Origin of the sequence: Pelotomaculum terephthalicicum JT, from assembly GCF_022410535.1 — a bacterium.
In the GTDB taxonomy this organism is placed as follows: Bacteria; Bacillota; Desulfotomaculia; order Desulfotomaculales; family Pelotomaculaceae; genus Pelotomaculum_D; species Pelotomaculum_D terephthalicicum.
In genome coordinates, this window is sequence record NZ_JAKNBL010000050.1 from 1 (window position 1) to 19,647 (window position 19,647).

23 protein-coding genes and 2 pseudogenes are annotated in these 19,647 nt (G+C 44.5%); 21 read left to right on the forward strand and 4 right to left on the reverse strand.

The features are described from left to right. Positions 1 to 172 precede the first annotated feature (172 nt). The 10 genes from L9W92_RS16950 (at position 173) to L9W92_RS16995 (ending at position 3,744) form a co-directional block, all read left to right on the forward strand. Positions 173 to 415 (forward strand): hypothetical protein, encoded by a 243-nt coding sequence (locus tag L9W92_RS16950; protein WP_240084927.1) that lies wholly within the window; start codon positions 173 to 175, stop codon positions 413 to 415. Between the two features lie 143 nt (positions 416 to 558). Then, positions 559 to 759 carry a YgiT-type zinc finger protein gene (locus L9W92_RS16955; protein WP_240084928.1) on the forward strand — a complete coding sequence of 67 codons (201 nt, stop codon included), beginning with the start codon at positions 559 to 561 and terminating at the stop codon, positions 757 to 759. A gap of 296 nt (positions 760 to 1,055) precedes the next feature. Beyond that, positions 1,056 to 1,319, forward strand: a complete 264-nt coding sequence (locus tag L9W92_RS16960; protein WP_240084929.1) for a hypothetical protein — start codon at positions 1,056 to 1,058, stop codon at positions 1,317 to 1,319. Continuing rightward, positions 1,316 to 1,582 carry a retropepsin-like aspartic protease gene (locus L9W92_RS16965; RefSeq protein WP_240084930.1) on the forward strand — a complete coding sequence of 89 codons (267 nt, stop codon included), beginning with the start codon at positions 1,316 to 1,318 and terminating at the stop codon, positions 1,580 to 1,582. The genes L9W92_RS16960 and L9W92_RS16965 overlap by 4 nt, the downstream gene beginning before the upstream one ends. A gap of 138 nt (positions 1,583 to 1,720) precedes the next feature. Beyond that, positions 1,721 to 2,002, forward strand: a complete 282-nt coding sequence (locus tag L9W92_RS16970; RefSeq protein ID WP_240084931.1) for a CopG family antitoxin — start codon at positions 1,721 to 1,723, stop codon at positions 2,000 to 2,002. 13 nt (positions 2,003 to 2,015) lie between these two features. Then, on the forward strand, positions 2,016 to 2,183 hold the full coding sequence (locus L9W92_RS16975; RefSeq protein ID WP_240084932.1) for a hypothetical protein: 168 nt from the start codon (positions 2,016 to 2,018) through the stop codon (positions 2,181 to 2,183). A gap of 79 nt (positions 2,184 to 2,262) precedes the next feature. Then, complete coding sequence (locus L9W92_RS16980) at positions 2,263 to 2,652, forward strand: HEPN domain-containing protein (protein WP_240084933.1); 390 nt, start codon at positions 2,263 to 2,265, stop codon at positions 2,650 to 2,652. Next, on the forward strand, positions 2,628 to 2,954 hold the full coding sequence (locus tag L9W92_RS16985; protein WP_240084934.1) for a nucleotidyltransferase domain-containing protein: 327 nt from the start codon (positions 2,628 to 2,630) through the stop codon (positions 2,952 to 2,954). The genes L9W92_RS16980 and L9W92_RS16985 overlap by 25 nt, the downstream gene beginning before the upstream one ends. A 259-nt stretch (positions 2,955 to 3,213) precedes the next feature. After that, positions 3,214 to 3,456, forward strand: coding sequence for a hypothetical protein (locus tag L9W92_RS16990; RefSeq protein WP_240084935.1), 243 nt, complete (start codon positions 3,214 to 3,216; stop codon positions 3,454 to 3,456). Between the two features lie 147 nt (positions 3,457 to 3,603). After that, positions 3,604 to 3,744 carry a hypothetical protein gene (locus tag L9W92_RS16995; protein WP_240084936.1) on the forward strand — a complete coding sequence of 47 codons (141 nt, stop codon included), beginning with the start codon at positions 3,604 to 3,606 and terminating at the stop codon, positions 3,742 to 3,744. 25 nt (positions 3,745 to 3,769) lie between these two features. On the opposite strand, the gene L9W92_RS17000 is transcribed toward L9W92_RS16995, so the two are convergent. After that, entirely contained in the window at positions 3,770 to 3,955 is a 186-nt protein-coding gene (locus L9W92_RS17000) for a hypothetical protein (RefSeq protein WP_240084937.1), read from the reverse strand. 186 nt (positions 3,956 to 4,141) lie between these two features. Between L9W92_RS17000 and L9W92_RS17005 the strand changes: the two are divergent. Continuing rightward, a pseudogene (locus tag L9W92_RS17005) lies at positions 4,142 to 5,426 on the forward strand (IS110 family RNA-guided transposase). Here L9W92_RS17005 and L9W92_RS17010 read toward each other — a convergent pair. Further along, a pseudogene (locus L9W92_RS17010) lies at positions 5,395 to 6,782 on the reverse strand (IS1182 family transposase); the annotation flags it as partial. The pseudogenes L9W92_RS17005 and L9W92_RS17010 overlap by 32 nt on opposite strands. A 97-nt stretch (positions 6,783 to 6,879) precedes the next feature. Then, on the reverse strand, positions 6,880 to 7,782 hold the full coding sequence (locus L9W92_RS17015) for a hypothetical protein (protein ID WP_240084938.1): 903 nt from the start codon (positions 7,780 to 7,782) through the stop codon (positions 6,880 to 6,882). A gap of 860 nt (positions 7,783 to 8,642) precedes the next feature. On the opposite strand from L9W92_RS17015, the gene L9W92_RS17020 reads away from it, so the two are divergent. The 10 genes from L9W92_RS17020 to L9W92_RS17065 all read left to right on the forward strand — a co-directional run bounded on the left by L9W92_RS17020 (position 8,643) and on the right by L9W92_RS17065 (position 18,786). Continuing rightward, entirely contained in the window at positions 8,643 to 8,975 is a 333-nt protein-coding gene (locus tag L9W92_RS17020) for an AbrB/MazE/SpoVT family DNA-binding domain-containing protein (protein ID WP_240084939.1), read from the forward strand. Then, positions 8,959 to 9,267, forward strand: coding sequence for a type II toxin-antitoxin system RelE family toxin (locus tag L9W92_RS17025; protein ID WP_240084940.1), 309 nt, complete (start codon positions 8,959 to 8,961; stop codon positions 9,265 to 9,267). The genes L9W92_RS17020 and L9W92_RS17025 overlap by 17 nt, the downstream gene beginning before the upstream one ends. Before the next feature lie 560 nt (positions 9,268 to 9,827). After that, positions 9,828 to 10,901, forward strand: a complete 1,074-nt coding sequence (locus L9W92_RS17030; RefSeq protein ID WP_240084941.1) for a stalk domain-containing protein — start codon at positions 9,828 to 9,830, stop codon at positions 10,899 to 10,901. A 232-nt stretch (positions 10,902 to 11,133) separates the two neighbouring features. Further along, positions 11,134 to 11,604, forward strand: coding sequence for a DUF2680 domain-containing protein (locus L9W92_RS17035; RefSeq protein ID WP_240084942.1), 471 nt, complete (start codon positions 11,134 to 11,136; stop codon positions 11,602 to 11,604). A gap of 169 nt (positions 11,605 to 11,773) precedes the next feature. Then, a complete protein-coding gene (locus L9W92_RS17040; protein ID WP_240084943.1) occupies positions 11,774 to 12,349 on the forward strand; it encodes a hypothetical protein in 576 nt (191 codons plus the stop codon). 120 nt (positions 12,350 to 12,469) lie between these two features. Beyond that, positions 12,470 to 14,107, forward strand: a complete 1,638-nt coding sequence (locus L9W92_RS17045; RefSeq protein WP_240084949.1) for a DUF445 family protein — start codon at positions 12,470 to 12,472, stop codon at positions 14,105 to 14,107. Positions 14,108 to 14,305: 198 nt separating this feature from the next. Then, positions 14,306 to 15,220, forward strand: a complete 915-nt coding sequence (locus L9W92_RS17050) for a DUF8754 domain-containing protein (RefSeq protein WP_240084944.1) — start codon at positions 14,306 to 14,308, stop codon at positions 15,218 to 15,220. Between the two features lie 70 nt (positions 15,221 to 15,290). Continuing rightward, positions 15,291 to 15,644, forward strand: a complete 354-nt coding sequence (locus L9W92_RS17055) for an SCP2 sterol-binding domain-containing protein (RefSeq protein WP_240084945.1) — start codon at positions 15,291 to 15,293, stop codon at positions 15,642 to 15,644. Continuing rightward, positions 15,637 to 17,010 (forward strand): APC family permease, encoded by a 1,374-nt coding sequence (locus L9W92_RS17060; protein ID WP_240084946.1) that lies wholly within the window; start codon positions 15,637 to 15,639, stop codon positions 17,008 to 17,010. Before L9W92_RS17055 ends, L9W92_RS17060 begins: the two co-directional genes overlap by 8 nt. Before the next feature lie 237 nt (positions 17,011 to 17,247). After that, complete coding sequence (locus L9W92_RS17065; RefSeq protein WP_240084947.1) at positions 17,248 to 18,786, forward strand: N-acetylmuramoyl-L-alanine amidase; 1,539 nt, start codon at positions 17,248 to 17,250, stop codon at positions 18,784 to 18,786. 201 nt (positions 18,787 to 18,987) lie between these two features. Here L9W92_RS17065 and L9W92_RS17070 read toward each other — a convergent pair whose 3' ends face one another. After that, on the reverse strand, positions 18,988 to 19,557 hold the full coding sequence (locus tag L9W92_RS17070; RefSeq protein WP_240084948.1) for a copper amine oxidase N-terminal domain-containing protein: 570 nt from the start codon (positions 19,555 to 19,557) through the stop codon (positions 18,988 to 18,990). Positions 19,558 to 19,647 lie beyond the last annotated feature (90 nt).

The following is a 19,647-nucleotide window of genomic DNA, read 5'->3' on the forward strand; positions in this document are numbered from 1 at the left end:
GATGAGCATTTTTGATTCCCCCGCTCACTCAACTTCTTTCATGAATAATTATACCATTTTTGGACAAAAATTTTGGACAAAAAGTCCATCTGCATTGCTGCAAATGGACTTTTTCAGTGCCCTTGATATATAAGGCTTTCTGCCGTATAGTTATAAAACCTTATACGACTTTGTGAGGGCAAAAAGGCTGCGGAAAGTAATTAAAAAAAAAACTCCAACAAGAAAAAATACCCATATTGCACGACTTTTCCTTGGACATGTTCTTTCAGGTCGCTCACACGAGCTTGTTGAAACCAGAGAGGAAGGCAGTATTTTTAGAGTTAAATTACGTTACAAAGGTATGTTTTTCATATACGAGGAGGTTTATGAAGAAGCTAGAGTAAAAGCAGTCGCGGATCTGCGTATAAGAGATTAAGAGAATATGAGATTAAAGAAGGATTAAGAGCTCATCCTTATCACCTCGGAAATCACGAAGAAATATCTCTGACCTCTCTGTTTATATATGAAACGGCTTAAACTTAAAAGACAATCAAGAAGATCTTATAGGGGGAGGTATTAATGATGATAATAAAAAGGTGCGAGAGCTGCGGTGGTGAAAATATTAAGTCAGTAAAAATCTCTTTTAACTATCTAGGAAAGGTGGTCAAAGGGGTGCCGGTTGTAAAATGCCAGGTATGCGGCGAGGATATGACGGCCTCTGATGTATTAGCCAGGGTGGACCAGCTTGTTAAAGAGGGTAAAGACATATATGATTTATGAAAAAATTATTTCACGTGAAATAATTTCGGCTATGAGGAAGACACGGTGTGTGAATATGCCGCGATTGAGGAAATTATGGACAGCCCGGTTTATTGTAAATAGATAATACCCTGCCGACAGCATACCGATCCGTTATTATGACAGTGCAAGATCCCCGACCGGCCTGACCACAGTTTCCTCAATCGCTTTTACCTCATATACACAACCACGGCGACTAAGGATAATAATATGTATTGACAACGTAAATACAAGGAATTATATTATATAGTGAATATGCCTCAAAGGAGGTTTTAAAAATGTTATGGGCAGAAGTAAAAAGAAAATACCCTAATCAATGGGTAATAATTGAAGCTATTGAGGCTCATACAGAAGGTGATAAAAGAATTATATCTCAAATGACCGTAGTTGATAATTTCCAAGATGACAATAATAAGGCTTTGTTGCAGTATTTACAATTACATAGAAAGAACAGGGAAAGAGAGCTTTACGTTGTTCATACTTCACGCCCTGAACTGGATATAGTTGAACAGAGATGGATCGGGGTGCGAGCTGGTACATGAAAATAGATTTAAAGTATGGGCTACCTTTCATTAGCGTTATACTTACTCACCAAGGCAAATCTCTTAGTTATGATAATTTCTTGATAGATACTGGCTCTGCATCCACAATCATTGCCGCCGAAATTGCTATTGAATTGGGGCTAGGTCCTGAACCTTTAGATGTCATAAGAAAAATACATGGTGTTGGTGGAGCAGAATATGTTTACGAGAAAAAAATTGACAGAATTCAGTTGGGTACTAAAAAATTAACCAAATTCAAATAACAAATTGGTGATATGGATTATGGATTTGATATTGACGGCATCCTGGGAATGGATTATTTAATGATATCTAAAGTGGTTATAGATTTGGATAATATGATACTTTTGTAAAAGTACATGTAAGACAGGGAGGTTGGTAATATGAGCAAAAAAATACCGGAGTTTAAAACCGAAGAAGAAGCACGCTTTTGGGATGAACATGACAGTACCGAGTTTATTACTGACTTAGAACCTGTAGATATTAAAGTATCACCAGAACTAGAAAATGAAATATTAAATAAAAGAGAACTTAAAAAACCTATTACATTAAGATTGGAACCTTATCAGATTGAAGCCGTTAAAAAAATCGCCGTCAAGAGAGGACTGCCATATCAAACATTAATAAGAATGTGGATTAATGAAAAAATAAAAAATGATGCGTAAAAACAGTATTTAATTGAACGATCGGATAAAAAAACCGGCTGGTTGGAAAAAGATCGATAAAGCTAAACCTGATGATGATCCCTTAACAGAAGAGGAATTACGCCAACTCAATAGTAATGCAGGTTATGTAACAGGGGAGGAAGCCAAGCGTGAATTCGGGCTACAGGTTGATCTACCATAGAGATTGGGTCATAAAGGATTAGAGTTGTACTTAGGTTAGGGTAAGGTGTATAAGTTGGTCTTTGAGGATGGTGCTAAATGTGAAAAAGGCAACAAAAAATTGGTTTGATATTGCCCAGGACGATTTTAGGGTTGCCGGCTTGCTTTATAGTAAGAAAGAATATTTACATTGCCTTTTCTTCTGCCAGCAGGCCATTGAAAAAGCTATAAAAGCTGTATATTACGAGAAGTACAGCAAGACACCACCCAGGAAACATGATCTAGTTGTCCTAGCAGAAGCTGTAGACATCTTCTCCGAGCTAGATGATAACAGGAAGGATGCTTTTGTCCTACTCTCGCAGTATTACATAGAGTCCAGGTATGCTGAGGACCGGAAAGAACTTGCGAAGAACTGTACCCGGGTAGTAACAGAGGACATCTTTAAAAAAACGGGAGATGTTTTAGAATGGCTAAAAGGCAAATTGAAATAAGTATAAAAAAATACCTAGAAGCCCTCAGGTCTAAAAAAATCAGGGTAAAGAAGGCTATCCTTTACGGTTCCCTGGCTGCCGGCACCGGAGATAAGGACAGCGACATAGACCTGGCCATCGTCTCTCCGGATCTCGGTCGGGACCGGTTTAAAGAGTCCCTGATGCTTAAAAAACTTACCTTTGGGGTTGACTTGGATATATCACCACGACCTTATTCTGTTGAACAATATAAAAAAGCTCGACAGGGTGACTTTTTATATGACGAGATCATTCAAAAAGGAAAGACCGTTTACGAAGAGTAAAATTTAACTACCGACAGATCAACTTACAGGACATTACCGGCCGGGAGCTGCTTTACCGTGGACCGGTGGGCCTACTGCCCCTGACACCATTGATGAGTCATGATGAACTACCCGAAGTGGTACTAGATAAGTGCACCAAGCGTTTGCAAGCGAAGTAGAAACAGAGGACGAGAGGTCGATCCTGTATGTAGCACTTGCGGCTTTATCATCATTGAGGTTCCCAAAAGACCTAATTTTAAAAGTGCTGGAGGTGAGTAAATTGGAAAACTTACCGCTGTTTGACGGCATCCGGGAAGAGTGGGAAGCAAGAGGTCGTGATGAAGGGATAGTCGAGGCTATCATGGAAGCCCTTGAGGAGAATACCGGGGAACAACCTGTATGGTTAAAGGAAGAATTATCTATGGTTAAAGACAGAGGTTTACTGAGAAGAATTCTGCGACGAGCGGTTAAGGTTAAAACCATAAAAGAATTTGAGATTGCCTTAAAAGAACTGGTCATCTAACTTGACAATTATTCTCAGTAAATATATTATTATTTTAAATGGTGGAAATACTAATACTGAATATGGATCGTGGCCATCACCGAACCAGGTGGCTTAAACTATAACCCTTGACTGTTACCAGCAGTCAGGGGTTAAAAATTACTGCCTATGGTTGGCTATTTGGACTACGAGGTTTACTGCGAGGAGAACGGCGATTATGAGCTGAATAGTATCGGATGTATTCACCGCCTCACCTCCGTGCCGGGATTATTGGTAAATATGTGGTATTTTATTTCAAAAAAGTATTAAGTGTAAATCAGGTTTACATTTAGCCTCAATTGCAGCACCGGCGCGGGTTGTGGATATGCCGCTCATGTGGAAAATGTGGACAGCCCGGCTTACTGTAAAGAGATAGCCCCTGCCGGCCGCACGCCGATCCGGTAATAGGATCTTGCAGCTCCCCGGGCGGTCTGACCACAATTCCCACAATCGCTTGGAAAACGCTAATCGCGTTTACCACATACCCACAAAACCACGGCGACGACTGAAAAGACTTAATAATGATTATCTAGGACTCCTAATAAATAAAATAGGAGCATTCCTGTAATAAACAAAAATGAGCTTTGAAAAAAAGAGTACCCCCTGTTAACATACGAGGTGTCAGCTTTCGCGAAGCAACCCTTAAATAACAGAGGAGGTACTCAAGATGAAGTATACCCAGAACAAAAAGATTTTGCAAGTCACAGAAGAGACCTTAATCATTGGTGTGGACATAGCAAGCGAAATCCACTATGCTAGAGCCTTCGACTACCGGGGACTTGAAGTTGGAAGATTACTTAAGTTTAGTAATGATACAGAAGGCTTCGGACAATTCACCACTTGGGTAGGTGCGATTAAAGAAAAAAAACATTAAAGACAAAGTTATGGTAGGCATGGAGCCGACAGGGCATTACTGGTTCAATCTAGCTCAGCAACTTAAGGATCACAGCATGAAAATAGTGCTGGTGAATCCGTTTCATGTAAAAAGGAGCAAAGAACTGGATGATAATAATCCAACCAAGAATGACCGTAAGGACCCCAAAACCATAGCAATGCTAGTTAAAGATGGCCGGTACATGGAGCCATACATCCCGGAAGGCATATACAGCGAACTAAGAACAGCCATGGAAACCCGGTGTCAGATAGTAAAACAACTAAACGGAATCCGTAACCGTGTAAAACGTTGGCTCAGCATATACTTTCCAGAATTCAACCGAGTATTTGGAGACTGGGAAGGCAAGGCAGCCCTAATAGTGTTGCAGGATTTTCCTACACCCGTCAGGATATTAGAAAAAGGTGTGGAAGGTATTGTTGAGCGTTGGAAGCAGGATAAACTGAGGGGAATAGGTAGAAAGCGGGCTATGTGCCTGATAGAGGCTGCGAGGCAATCTGTGGGTGTTCGTGAAGGCATTATGGCTGCAGAGAATGACCTGCTCAACATGCTGGAGAACTATAAGTTGCAAATACAGCAGTATGAAAGAACCATGAACATGGTGGAGCAGCTTGTGAAGCAGGTACCTGGCCTGGATGAAATAGTGAAAATTAAAGGGGTGGGTTTGGTAACCGCGGCAGGCTTTATCGCTGAAGTAGGTGACATTAGCCGGTTTGAACATCCCAAGCAAATTCAGAAGTTGGCCGGTCTGAACATAAAGGAAAACAGCTCAGGAAAACACAAAGATAAGAGCAGTATCAGCAAGCGAGGACGGCGACGGTTAAGATCACTGCTGTTCCAGGCAATCATGCCGCTGGTAGCCAATAACAAAGGTTTTCAGGAACTGCACAGCTACTATACGACCAGGAGCCAAAATCCACTAAAGAAGAAACAATCGTTGGTACTGCTAAGCTGTAAGTTAATCAGGGTATTTTTCGCCTTGTTGACCAAAGGTATCGCATATGACCCAGATAAGATGATGAACGACATCAAAAGACCGTTACTACAGGAAGCAGCATAAGTAAGACACCACTATCTTTGTTTCTAAACAGTTTCAAAATATTATGCGTAAGACAAAGTAGCAGCCATTCCCCGCGGACTAATTCCAGTCCGCGAAGTGAGAATCTGCGAAAACCCTGAACCCCTTTAATCTGACCGAAGACAGGCTTAACTACCTGTTTTCGTAGGGCATACTTAGCCCATCCGGCTTTGGTCCTCAATTTTCGTTTCATGAGATCGGGCAACGGTAAATCTACCGGAATCCTACCTTTTGGTGCAGGTTCAGGTTTCTGGTTGTGTTTGATTCTCTCTGCCGGAATGTATGCGTCTATTTTACTTTCTAGAAACTTATGGTTGGTTTTACTAAAATACCCGGCATCGGCTGATAGTTCTTTGGGATACTGTCCTATGTTTTCTTTAATTCTTTCTACCAGCATCGGGAGGTGTTGGACGTCGGTTGCCTGGTTGGTTACATCCACTGCTAAAATGATCTGGCTCTCTTGGCATCAACTACAGCCTGGGCGTTATATATGCCTGAACAAAGGCTTTATCAAAGTTCTTCATGATCCTTGACTCGGGATCAGTAAATTACGCTGGGCCTTGTCCACCGGTTCTCCGGTCTTCTTTTTGTATTTGACCCTGCCCTGGGGCGGTGTTGTTGGTGGATCGTTATTATTATCGTCATCCGTTTTCTTTTCGTCTTCTTCCTGGGCCAGCTTGGCTTCGGCTTCAAGGGCGGCTTTTGCCTCTTTAATTTTCTTTAACCTGGTTTCCTGATGGGTCAATTCTTCAGGAATTTCATCACCACAGCGGTCCCGGCCATATAGCTGGTCTTCTTTTAAATCAAGACGGTTTGCTTTTTCAAGGAGTTTTTAAATTTCTTTCTCCAACCGTTGCTCTTCGGTTTTCATACGACCATAGCTCATGGCGGCGTGTTTGGAAGTGTTGGCATTGATTTTTGTGCCGTCTAAAGAAGCATGCTTTAAGCCAATTAACCCGGATTTTTCACAGATCTTGAGGATCTGTACAAATATATTGGGCAAGGTTTTTATGTGTCGCCGCCTAAATTCGTTGATAGTCCTGAAGTCTGGTTTATTTCCACCGGCCAAAACGATGAATGCCAATCCCTCATAAAGTCGTGAAGCAATTTTCCTTGATGAGAATATGCCTCTTGAGTACGCATAAAACAGAATCTTGGTCATTAATGCTGGATGGAAGGGGCTGGCCACGTGTTTCTTTTTCGTATTCTTTATGGATAATTGAAAGGTCTAGATTATCAAAAGGTCGCTGATGAAATAAACAATGTGTTCTTTTGGTAACCAATCTTATGGCGACGGTGGAAAGAGATATATTTGTTTGCGTTATATGGTTTATATTTTGATCATAATGTTATATATTTCTACATTTTATTCCATTTATCCTGCTATCAGGTTGATATTCAGACAGGCCGCTAGACCCGAGAAAGCTTACTCTTATTACTTAATATCTATTCCGGTATCAATGCGAATAAGACGTGGAGGCCCTTTAAAAGAAGGAACCTTATATATTATACATAATTTTCCACGAGGTATAGAGTCATTTTTTTCAATTCTATATTCAAATTTATTGTTTTTATTTGGAGGTAATGGTACTATTTCAGCTTTTGATTGAATTACTTTAAATAGATTTTTGCTAATTATTTTTTCATCCTCAGGACTTGTAGTAATCACTATTGAATCAAAAGTAGAAAATGATCTATTTTCTTCAGTAATATTAATATAATTATCATTTACATCTATAAGATATTTTGTGTTACTATAATTGCCTAAAAAGAAATATAGAATAGTAATTATTGTTGTAATTGTTACGACTATCAATGAAATTGCAGTACTTATAGTATATATTTTAAATAAATTTCGTAAATCTTTGATTGCTAACCGTTTTATGGCTCCTTTTATATTGTCTCCTGAAATATAAAGTAAAGAGCATAATATTAGTAAGATGAATATGACTTCAAGAAAACAAAATAATGTTTTATTGTCAATAATACTTAATAATTCATTTCCAAACAAAATAACAATAGTATATGAACAAACAATAAAAGTAATAACTATCCCTTTAAAAATCTTATTGCGTCGCAATGTTATATTGTATATTAAACTGTTATTATGGTTTTCATATAATGTTAAACCGGTCATAAATATATACGCAGTTATTAATAGAAAAATTAAACAACAAACTACTAAACCTAATACTATTAGAGCTATAAATATTACACTGCTCTCAGGATTTGTTTTGTTGTAAAAGTCAACGAACCTCAAAGCAAACCAGATAGTTATAGCACCAATTAATAGAACATATTGTTCTTTTTGTTTGTTTTCATTAAATATTTTTCTCACCTAATCATATAATTGTATCTTTTATTAATATCGGATGAAACAATCTATAAATTAACTTGTTTACATTAATTTCTTGGAATTTATTCAATATAAAAGAAAGTAAAAAGAGCAAATGGAACGGCGTGGTCGCTTTAGTCAACCGCCACGCTGATTAACAGGGGCACACACCGTCTGAATTTAGGTATTTCTTTAGGGCTAGCCGAAAAAAGGAAGATGAGCGACTTGCACGAAAAAAATCCAGTTAGTTATCAGCAATCAAATATATAATCCATTGTATCACCATCAATTTTTATGTTGATTATAAAATAAAATCCCCCGGTAAACCCGGAGGCCTAAGAAGTCTTTAGTTTTCTAGTTGATTAATTTTATTTGTTATTAGTTCTTCGAAAGCAAGTTCAAATTCTTTGATAGTTTTAGCCTTAACCGCCTGACGCAGAATTTTTCTCAGTAGACCTCCGTCTTTGACTACAGATAGCCTTTATTTTAGTCCAATAGGATGCTGCTCGGTTTTCTCTTCAAGGGCTTCGATGATGGCCTCTATTATCCCTTCATCACGACCTCTGGGCTTTCCACTCTTCACGAATGCCATCGAATAGAGGCAGATTTTCCAATCTACTCACCTCCAGCACTTTTAAAATTAAATCCTTTGGGAACCTCAATGAAGATAAAGCCGCAAGTGCTATATACAAGATCGCCCTCTCGTCCTCTGTTTCTACTTCACTTTGCAACCGCCTCGCGCATTTATCTAGTACCGTCTCGGGCAGTTCATCATAACTCATCTATAAAGGTATTTTCACATTGAATTTTTTATGGTAGGATACACTTAAGGTATTACCGTATTACCGTAGGAGGTTATCTTAATGTATACAACTTTAACATCAAAAGGGCAGGTAACAGTTCCGAAAGAAATTAGGGACAAGTTCAATTGGAAAGAAGGTACGAAACTTAAATTTTACCTGGACGGCGAGGATTTGAAGGTTAAGGAAGTTACTATTGCTGACGAAATGGAAGATTTGCTTTTAAAAGATTTAATGGATTTGGGTTATAAAGGAAAAGAACTTAAAGCCAAACTTCTTGAACGAAAGGATGTTTTAAATAAAGCTTTTGACAAGTTTATAGAGGAACGGCTTCAAGAGGAAACTGTTTCTTTGGAGGATGCCATAAGGAGTATAGAAAATGAAGAAAAATTATGAAATCCGGCTATCCAAAGGTGCAGTCAGGGACTTGAAAAAGATGGAACCTGCTTTAAGGGATTTTATGTATAATAGAATCTCTGAAATTGCGGAGGACCCGTACAAAAATAAGGAGCTATCTGGCCTCTTTAAGGAACTCCGCTCTCAACATAATAAATTTAGGGGTGTAGAATATAGGGTTATTTATTATATAGACGAAGAAGGTAGATTAATAATTATTGCCCTAATGGGAACCAGAGAAAACATATACGATGAATTAGCGAACATTTCTACCAATCTAAAAACTTCTTAGGCTTCCGGGTTTACCGGGGTTTTATATTTATAATAAACATAAAATTGATGGTGATACAATGGATTATATGCGGTAGCAGGAGTTGCAAAAAAATTGAGGGTGAGGAAATCGTTTGCTTAGGTATAACGAAAGTATAAGTGAATGTAATTCAAGTGGATTTTGCCGGGAGCTTGTCTTAATGTCTGCCGGTGGCAGGATAAATGGAATAAGATGTAGAAATCCACAATATTATGCTTAAAGGAACTTTGCCGGGACATGCCCTGGGCAACGGAAATAAACCTGAATCCAGTTGCATCAATATGTTTGGGCGGCAGCTGTTTTCAGCAAAATTTCAGCTATTTTTCAGAAGATATTTGTCTTTATTAATATAGAATTAATATAACGCCTGAAATTCCCCAAATTGGGTTTCAAAGGAGGGAGCGCAAAAAAAATGGTTCCCGTGTTTAATAGGCTGAATGTTGGGTGGTGGTTACACGCGATAAGTAATCAAGTAATATCTTGATTTTTGAATAACTTTGCATAATTGAGCGATTTATCAAAGCTATGGGGGAGTTGTGATTATGAAGAAAAGAATTATAACCGTGTTGCTGTCGCTGGCTATAATGATGATGACGGCCATGACTGCGGAAGCTACCGTTGCCAAGGCGCCAATCAATGTTGATTATCAGGATATCGTGATTTATGTTAACGGCAATGCTGTCAGTGTGCAGGCGAACGAGGAGCCTTTTATTTACGACAGCAGGACATTCCTTCCTGTCAGAGCGCTGGCGGAAGCTTTAAACCTGAATGTCGAGTGGATCGGTGAAGCTAAAGCTGTTAAAATATCTGGTAACACAACAACTGATATAAATTCATTGGCTGAAAAGGACTTGGAAATTCAAAATCTAAAACTTCAAATATCGCAAAAGGATAGTGAAATTCAGAGTTTAAATGATAAGATAGCCTCTCTTGAATCAAATGATGACATCGGCAGCCTGGAAGATGAATTGATTTCTGATTATGATTATTTGGAAGATGTGAAAATTGAGGACATCAGCCTTGACGGCGATGAAGACGATGTTGACGTGAATATTGAGGTTGACCTTAATGACTATGCGGACGAGTGGGAATACTTGGACGACAGTGATATTGAGGACTGGATTGAAGACCTGGTGGGGAGCATACAGGATGGATTATCTGATTATACAGTGGTTGACGGAGAAATTATAGATATCGACAGTGATGATGTGTTAGTGGAATTTTATAAAGACGGGGACGACAGTCTCGAAGTGGATTTTGGGGATGAAGACTATCGCTCTGACACCGACGCGGAGGATGTGGAAGATGACTTGAAAGGCGACAGCTATTATGTGAGCAGCATAGAATTTACCGTAACTAGTGTTAATTATGATGAGGATGACGACAATGTTACCGTAAAACTCGAGGCGGTCGATGACGATGCTGCCACGGAGTGGGAAGACTTAACCAGCAGTACTATTAACAGTAAAGTGAAGGATATTTGTAAGGACATTGCCGAAACATTTGATGAAGACGCGGATATCAGCCTTGATACTGTTACTATTTACTTCTATGATGAAGACTCATATTCGCTTGACAATTTTGAATATGACGTGGATGATGATGATCTGATTTAGTGATTAAAGGCCGTTTAATGAGGAATAAAACGGAAGCATGCGGAGATAAAAATCCAGGCCCGGATAGCCTGGATTTTTAAGTTTACGAACGCCTTAGTACTTGACGTTTTATGATGAATTCCCACAGGATGAATAAAAAAAATAAGAAGATGACATAAAACGGTAACATTATGATAGTAACATAAACTAATGGCGTATTATGTTTATTAAATTTTGAAGGAGGGTGGCTTTCATGAAGCTAATCAAATCGCGTCTTGGTGTTGTCGTTCTAGTCATGATTATTCTTGCCGGGGTTGCGGCAGGTTGCGCCGGCCAAAAGCAGGCTGACATACTCCCCTCCCCGGCGGACGGAGAAGCCGGCGGCGGGTATGATCCCCCGGATGGTCCGCCAGATAGTCCGATAAATGGTTACTTTAACGGGGAAAGACCTGAAAGGACGGGTTTTAACCTCAACGACGCGGCAAGCCTGTTGGACATGACGGCCGACAAACTTGATGCGGAGATGCAGTCAGGTAAAACAATGGAGCAAATTGTTACTGAACATGGTATGACAATGGAACAATTTAATGAAAAGATGCTTGAGAAAAGGAAAGCCGAGATAGCTCAGGCGGTGGCAGACGGCAAGATGACCCAGGAACAAGCTGACAACATGCTGCAGAACATGGGGAAAAAACCTGATAATAATGGCCCCCGGCAAAGATAATCATGGCGGCTCTTGTAATTATATCAACCCTTCTGAAAGCATTGATTTTTACGTTTCAGAAGGGTTAATAAATTCTTGGGCTATTACCGAGCTTTATTTTGCCAATTAATTGTAATAAAATATTAATGACATTTATCGACTTTTTAATTTATCAAGGGATGTGTTAATTATGGCGAAACAGGGTAAGAAAGAATTCACCTTAACAGCTTCCGGCTACGAGTATGACAGGGATCTGGCAAAACTGCCGGTAAAAGTTTTCCCGGCGCTTCAGGCTCTAATCGCAAACCAGCATGACTTAATTGAGATTTCTAAAATTCACGCGCCGGAGAAATCAATTTTTCTGGAAGCTCATCTGGCTGAGCTGATTGAAGTTGAAGAAACGATAGCGAAGGAGTATGCTAAGCATTGCGCTAAAAAAGAAGAATTAAAAAAGAAAAGGCAGGATAAGGAGAAAATCATCAAAAGCATGCCGCAATCAGATGAAACGAATAATCTTCAGTTCGGATACGATGAGCGGGTCAAGGAAAACGAAGCGTTGCTGGACGAGATGGCGGGCAGGATGAGCCCCGGACTTCCGTCCGCGAGGTTCGCGGCAGGCGTCAAGCCTCCACTAAAGCAGGAGGACAGAGACGTTCGGCGAATAGCCATCGGCGCGTCCATTAAGGCGTTAAGAGCCCTGCTCGGGCGTGAACTTAATGAACAGGAATTGTCTATTATTGAGAGCCAGGTTGATTCTTATCTTTAAGATAGAATAATAAGATAGAATAATAAGTATAGCACAATGTTCCTTCACATATTTGTAATAAAATGTTACAATCAAAAAAATTGAAACTGACGACAATCAGGCGGTAACGTTATCGTGGACATGCTGCTGGTGCTTCTGAAAAATATCATTTTGTCCACCCTGCACGGCTGGGTGGGCGCTTCGCTGGCTGTCTTTATGTTTTTCCGGCCGCTCAAGCCCTGGCGGATCGGGCGTGTCAGGATTTGGCAAGGGGTTATCCCGGCCCAGCAGGCGCGCATTGCCGAGGCGGTCAGCGGCGTAGTGTCTAGTGAACTGCTCACCCCGCAGGCTTTATTCGACTATCTGGTGCGGGAGCAGGCGCTGGAGCGCCGGGTGCAGTCCACCATGCATGATCTGATGGCGTCGGTGGCCGGCAATGAATATCCTTCAGTCGAATCAATGTTTCCTCCGTCGGCCGCCGGCTTGAAAGAGGAATTGAAAACGCGGGCGAAAGAGGCGTTGGTCCGGTGGACGGTGAAATACCTGACCGACCCTGGCGTTGAAGATTGGCTCAGGGACTTTTTGCACCGCCAGTTGAAGCGCTTGTGGCAAAAGAAAATGGGCGAACTATGGCCGGAAGAGCGGGCCGAGGCTGCTTTGCGGCGCTTTCTGGAGGATGTGGCGGTATACGTGTCCGGACCGGATTTTAGGGGCGCGGCTTTGCGCCTGATCGGACAGGCGCACGGCGCGCTTTGCGGGCAGGCTGTGCCCCTGCGGGATGTGCTGCCGCAGCCGTTGCGGGATGAAGTAGCCGAATGGCCGGCCCGGCTGGCGCAGGTGCTCCCGGAATTGATCATGCGCCTGCAGAATAGCGAAGAAGTGCTGGAGCGTTTGACCGCGGTAATCCTGGACATCATGGAGCAGCTCAAAAGAAAAGACCCGATGGCGCGTCTCAGTATTGGCTTGTTCCAGTTTTTCAGCGAATACCAGACGGAAGTGAAGGACTTTGTGCGCAATGATATGTTTCCCCGCCTGGGCGAGTTCTTATCCTCACCGGAAATGAGAAAGTGGCTGGAGCAGTATATCCGGGAACAGGCGGACGCTATTTGGGACCGGCCGGTTGGTGAACTGGCCAGTGGACTTGATGCGGAGCAGCTGGCGCAGGCAAGCGACTGGCTGGCCGGGCGTTTGAGCGGGTGGCTGGCCGGGGCGGGCGCGCAGGCTTGGCTGGGTGAGTTTCTTCTCGGCCGTTATCGCGCCATGGCCGGGTATACGGTGGCAGAATTATGCGGGCGCTACGGCGGCACTGCTCCGGGAAAAGTGGAAACGTCACTGGCGCGTTATGGCCTTGACCTGCTCCGCCAGCATGTGACGGTGCGCTTCTTGCGCTTGGCGGCCCGCTCGCTGGTGGATGAGGTCGCGAATTACCCGGTAGGCCGCCTGCGGGATCGTTTTTCTCCGGAAACGCTGGAAAAAGTCGAAGTGATGTCGGCGGGAATGATCACCACTTACATGAAGAATAAAATTCCATCTTTTCTAGAGGAATTGGATTTGAAAACCATAGTCAGGGCAAGAATTGAAAGCTATTCCACCCATGAACTGGTGGACATGTTCCAGCGGGTGACAATGAACAGCCTGCAGAAAATTGAGATTTACGGGGCCGTGATCGGCGCGGTGATGGGGGTGTTTTTCGGCCTGGCCAACCTGCGTGCGGATGCTTTTTGGTTTATCGCCGCTCTCTTGGCTTTTGTGATCGGGTTGCTGCGCTTTGTGAAATAGTTTGCCTGCCTGTTGTGACTGGAGCATGGCTGCTGCTGGAGGCGGGCAGGCGGGCGGGGAGTTCTTGCTAACCCGGCAGTGCAAGGTATCAAGGCATAAGGTCCGGCGCTTGTTTTTTTAGTTTTTTTTGGATACAATGGTAAGAGTGAAAGTGTAGAAATCTGTACTGCAGGGGTGTTTGATGGGAGGCAGCAAATATTGAAGAAAGTGGTCAGTGTCAGTCTCGGTTCTTCCAAGCGTGACCACAAGGTCCAGGTGGAGCTTCTGGGGGAGCGGTTTGAAATATCACGGGTGGGCACGGACGGCGACTTTAACCGGGCTTTGGAAGTGTTGCGGGAACTGGACGGAAAGGTGGACGCCATCGGCTTGGGCGGTATTGACGTTTACCTGTTTGTCCGGCAAAAGCGCTACGCCATCCACGACGGGCTAAAATTGATGGAAGCGGTCAAGGTGACGCCGGTGGTGGACGGAAGCGGTTTAAAAAACACCCTGGAGCGGGAAGTGGTACGCATCCTGGCTGAAAATACCGGCCTGCTCAAAAAAGGCATGAAGGTCCTGATGGTCAGTTCGCTGGACCGGTTCGGCATGGCGGAGGCCCTTTATGACATGGGCTGTGATATGACTTACGGCGACCTGATCTTTACCATGGGTATGCCCTACCCGGTCAAAACGGTGGCGGAGCTTGAGGATATCGCCAACCGCACCTTGCCTGAGTTGGTGAAGATGCCTTTCCAGATGCTTTATCCCACCGGTAAAAAACAGGAGAGCCAGGACGAGGCGAAAGTACAAAAATTCGCCGGCTATTATTATGAGGCTGAGGTGATCGCCGGGGATTTTCACCTGATCAGGCGGTTTATGCCGGCGGGCATGAGCGGGCAGACCATCTTGACTAACACTACCACCCGCGACGATATTGAGTTCCTGCGCGAGAAAGGAGCAGGCACCCTGGTTACCACAACTCCCGAATTTGAAGGTCGTTCGTTCGGCACGAACGTTATTGAGGCCGCCATGGTGGCTATTCTTGGTAAAACGCTGGAGCGAATCGACGCGGAAGATTACCTGGAACTATTGCGCAATTTGAACTTTCAGCCGCGCATCCTGCGCTTGACGTAACGAACTGAACCTGGCACATTACGGACGGTTCTTTAGCTTTTAGCAGCCGCCGGGGAGGTTTAAGATAGTTTTGGCGACGCATTTGGAAATAACGGAAAGTCTTAAAGTATTTCAAGACAATTACAACAGCAACCAACGCTTAAAAATTATGAACAGGGACTGGAACCGCGTGGTGGTGATCAAAGCAACCGATATTGAATCCTTGAACACATTTATTGTGCAAGACGGCTTGGTTTCAATAAAAGAAGGCGCTTTGGAGAATCCCGACCTGACGGTGATTTCCGACAGTGAAACCCTGGCCGATATGTTTTACGGCGACATCACACCCACTGAGCCTTACAACAACGGCACTTTGCGGATCATCGGCCAGGAAGACGACATCATCCGGCTTGACTTCATTTCCCTGATGATCTGGGGTGAATAGCTTGCAGCTGAAAAAGGTGCTCACCCTGCGCACAGTGGTTGCCACCAGCGCCGGCCTGACCCTGGCCACCTCGACTTTTGTCGCCGCCGTGCAGGTGGCTGGTTATGTACTGGGAGATACCGCCTGGATCGCCATCCTGACCGGCGGGATTCTTTGTTTTTTGGCCGCTGCCTGTTTTTCCGAGCTGAACGGCCTTTTGCCTACGGCCAACGGCATCCGTCTCTATTTCAGCCGTGCTTTTAACGACCAGGTGTCGTTGACGGTTTCCATATTGTACATGACTATTGTGATTGTCGGCGTGGTCGGAGCGGAAAGCTATGTTCTTTCCAGGGTGTTGGGGGAGGTTTTTCCCGCGGTGCCGCCCTATATGTGGGTTGTGTTGCTGCTCCTCCTGGTCACCTTGATGAATATCAGAGGTCTGAAAATAGCTGGTGTATTCCAGGATGTGATTACATACGGGCTGCTGGCTTCATTGATGGTAATTAGCTTGCTCGCCCTGCACAAGGGCAACTTTCAACTTAACGCGCCTTTCGCGCCGGGCGGGGCTTCCGGCCTGATTAACGCGGTGGCGCTGGGGGTGTTCCTGTTTGTGGGCTTTGAATGGGTCACTCCCCTGGCCGAAGAAGTAACTAAAGTTAAGCAAATTTCCAAGGGCATGATGATCGCGCTGGGTCTCCTGAGTGTGACCTACGCTGTTTTCACCGTGGCCATGACCGTTGCCGTGCCGAAAGATGTACTGGTGGCTTCAGCGGCACCCCACATGGTGTTTGCCCGTACGCTCCTGGGTGGCCCCGGCGCGGCGTGGATGGTGGCAATCAGCCTGGCGGCCTCCGTGACCACCTTTAACGCTGGTATGCTCAGCGTGTCCCGTTTCATGTACGCTTCCGCGCGGGAGCACGTGCTGCCCGCGGTATTCAGCCGGGTGAGCATGCGCTTTTTCACCCCCTGGGTGTCCATTGTCGCTCTCTTTTTCGTATCCTTGACCGTGGCCGGGGTAATCCTTCTGACTCATCGTTATCTGGTCTTGCTGAAGCTGGCCGCCGCCATGGAGTCCATCGTATATGTCCTGGCGGGCCTTGCGGTAATCAACCTGCGCCGCAGAATGCCGGACAGCCCGCGCCCCTATAAGATCAAGGGCGGATTGGTCATCCCGGTTTTGACTGTTGTGGTCTTCGCGCCGCTGGCGTTGGCCGTTTTGTATACCGACTTGTGGGCGCTGATAGATTTAGCCGCGGCTTTTCTGGTCTGCCTGATTTATGTAAACACTGCCGTGCCATATTTAAAAAAGAAATATGAAGCGCGCAAACCGGCGGGGAGACGCCGTCCGTCCCGGACAACCGGGGAGGGCGGCATGGAAGAGAACTAAGAACTCTTCCAAAATGACATTATAATCTGCTTTGTCCAGGGAACAATTTGAAGCTATAGCCAGTCTAACCACATGAGAGTTGAAGTTACATAAAGATCCAAACTTCAACATTATGTGGTTTTTTATTGCAGCAGTCCATAATTACTTTGGAAATTTAAAAAGAAATTATGGATATTTATGTAAAATTTTATTTCAGTTGATTAACTATTAACGCCGGTTGGCGTGGGGGGGTCGATAATGCATCAAAAGAACCGGTTATCACTAATCTTTTTTGTTCCACTAGTCCTGACACTGTTCCTGGGCATCTTTCTGTCATTTCCACATATTTCCGCGGCTGCCGGGGAAATTGCCGTTGTGCAGGTAGATGTCGCCAATATTCGCACCGGTCCGGGGACGGACAATAATGTGTCTGCGCAGGTGGGATTGGCTGACCGCCTGACAGTGTTGGGAAAGTCCGGTGACTGGTACCAAGTAAAAATCGGTAACGGCTTAACCGGCTGGGTGGCCGGCTGGCTGGTCGCCCTGGAAGCGGCCGGAACAACGCCCGAGCCTTCCCGTTCCGGGGAGACTTCCGGGGGGAAAACCGCCGTGGTAAACGGCAATGCGGTGAACATCCGCAGCGGTCCGGGTACCGGCAACGGGGTTATCGCACAGGTTAACCAGGGGAATACCCTTTCAGTCCTAGGACAGTCGAGTGACTGGTACCATGTCAAGCTGGCAGACGGCTCAACTGGCTGGGTGGCCGGCTGGCTGATCAGTCTTCTTGCCGCGCCGGCTGAACAGGCGCCGTCTCCGGTGGAGCAGGATACGGGCGGTAAAACGCCGGAAGACAACAGCGGGAAAGTGGACAACCAGTCCGGCAACAAGGCGCTTTCTCTAAATGTCACTAATACCGGCGGCAAAACGAGGGTTGCTTTGAAAGCCGGCGCGCCGTTTACTTACTCTTCCCTTACTTTGAATAACCCGGACAGGCTGGTTGTGGATTTGCAAGGGGTTGCACCCGGCAACCTGCCGCCAAGCACAAAAGTCGACACTAAATCCGTTAGCCAGGTGCGGGTGGGATATTTTCAAAAGAACCCGGATATTACCAGGCTGGTTATTGAATTGAAGGGTGGCGCCCAGTACCTGACTACACTGTCCGCCGATCAGAAAACTTTGACGGTTGAAACGTACATTCCCGACGTGAGCGGGTCTTACCGGGGCAAAATCATAACCATTGACCCCGGCCACGGGGGAAGCGACCCTGGCGCCATTGGCGCGGGCGGAACCAAGGAGAAGGAAGTAAACCTGGATATTGCCAACCGGGTTGCCAGGATCCTGAAGGCGCAGGGAGCCAAGGTTGTCATGGCGAGGTCAGGAGACACCGATGTCGGCCTTTATGAGCGCACAGACAAGGCAAACTACGCCAAATCTGACGTTTTTGTCAGCATTCATATGAACGCCAACGAAAACAGGTCAATTGGCGGTACCACCACCTATATTTACAGCGGCTCCGGCAATTCCGAGGATGCCGCCAGGATTCAGGAGAGCAACAGGCTGGCGCGCTGCGTCCAGGCTGAACTGGTCAAAGCCCTGGGCCTGCGGGATGTTGGCATCAGAAGCGCCAATTTTGCGGTTTTGCGTACCTCTTACATGCCGGCCATTCTGGCGGAAGTAGCTTTTATCTCCAATCCGGCTGAAGAAAAATTGATGCTTACCGATAGTTTCCGCAGCAAAGCGGCTGAAGCGATTGTCAGGGGGATCGGGTTGTACTTTGCGGGGAAGAAGACCGCCTAAAGATTAACCTGAAGATAATATAAATAGCATTTCGCGAGCTTATTCACAGCTCGTTTTTTTTTGTTGTTCAGCAGCATAACTAGTTATTAAGAACATTGCCGAGCAGACCAATTTTTATAAAAAAAGCGCCTACGCATCCATCTTTGAGGACGCTTAGACGTTGTTCAGCAATTTTATATGCTGCTTTTTATAATTTGTTAATTAGCTAAGTATGCTCACTGTTTTTGTTCGTTCATCCCAGGTTACCTTGGCACCAAGCGCTTCTGCCACAAATCGCAGGGGTACAAAAGTTCTTCCGTCTACAATTTCTGGCGCCACATCAATGAATAGCGGTTGTTTATCCTTTGTCGCTTCAGTTTTGCCTATCCATAATGAGACTGTTTCGTGACTTACTATGTCGATACGATTTTCAGAGGAACTCCAATTTACATGGGCACCCATGCTTTCCGCGATAACTCGTAACGGCACCATGGTTCGGTCATTTTTGGTGAATGGAGGAACTTCGGGCTGGATAGTTGTAAAGTCAATCATGATACGAATTTCTTCGCCTTTTAATGAGCTTAACTGCGTGTCTCCTTTATATGACCATAGCAACGCGTATCTTCCCGCTCCCCTGTTGGTTTCAGCTTCAACCACTCCATCACTGCCGTTCCAGAATATCTGAGAGGGCAGCTCAATCCAACTGTTCTTTGATTCATCCCAGTATCCGATTCTAAAATAACCTACTGATAAATTAGATAGCCTCTCGGCATTCGCCGAGGCAGATGGCACAAGGCTTTGCTTGAACCATCGTTATTGAATTCCTCCTACTTACCATAGAGGAATTTTTTTTAAATCCGCATCCAATTGGGAATTCGGATC

Bases quoted from the DNA above. Each gene is read 5' to 3' on its own strand.
- L9W92_RS16955 (WP_240084928.1), top strand. From the start codon at position 559: ATGATGATAATAAAAAGGTGCGAGAGCTGCGGTGGTGAAAATATTAAG.
- L9W92_RS16960 (WP_240084929.1), top strand. From the start codon at position 1,056: ATGTTATGGGCAGAAGTAAAAAGAAAATACCCTAATCAATGGGTAATA.
- L9W92_RS16965 (WP_240084930.1), top strand. From the start codon at position 1,316: ATGAAAATAGATTTAAAGTATGGGCTACCTTTCATTAGCGTTATACTT.
- L9W92_RS16970 (WP_240084931.1), top strand. From the start codon at position 1,721: ATGAGCAAAAAAATACCGGAGTTTAAAACCGAAGAAGAAGCACGCTTT.
- L9W92_RS16985 (WP_240084934.1), top strand. From the start codon at position 2,628: ATGGCTAAAAGGCAAATTGAAATAAGTATAAAAAAATACCTAGAAGCC.
- L9W92_RS16995 (WP_240084936.1), top strand. From the start codon at position 3,604: ATGGTTGGCTATTTGGACTACGAGGTTTACTGCGAGGAGAACGGCGAT.
- L9W92_RS17020 (WP_240084939.1), top strand. From the start codon at position 8,643: ATGTATACAACTTTAACATCAAAAGGGCAGGTAACAGTTCCGAAAGAA.
- L9W92_RS17025 (WP_240084940.1), top strand. From the start codon at position 8,959: ATGAAGAAAAATTATGAAATCCGGCTATCCAAAGGTGCAGTCAGGGAC.
- L9W92_RS17030 (WP_240084941.1), top strand. From the start codon at position 9,828: ATGAAGAAAAGAATTATAACCGTGTTGCTGTCGCTGGCTATAATGATG.
- L9W92_RS17035 (WP_240084942.1), top strand. From the start codon at position 11,134: ATGAAGCTAATCAAATCGCGTCTTGGTGTTGTCGTTCTAGTCATGATT.
- L9W92_RS17040 (WP_240084943.1), top strand. From the start codon at position 11,774: ATGGCGAAACAGGGTAAGAAAGAATTCACCTTAACAGCTTCCGGCTAC.
- L9W92_RS17045 (WP_240084949.1), top strand. From the start codon at position 12,470: ATGCTGCTGGTGCTTCTGAAAAATATCATTTTGTCCACCCTGCACGGC.
- L9W92_RS17065 (WP_240084947.1), top strand. From the start codon at position 17,248: ATGCATCAAAAGAACCGGTTATCACTAATCTTTTTTGTTCCACTAGTC.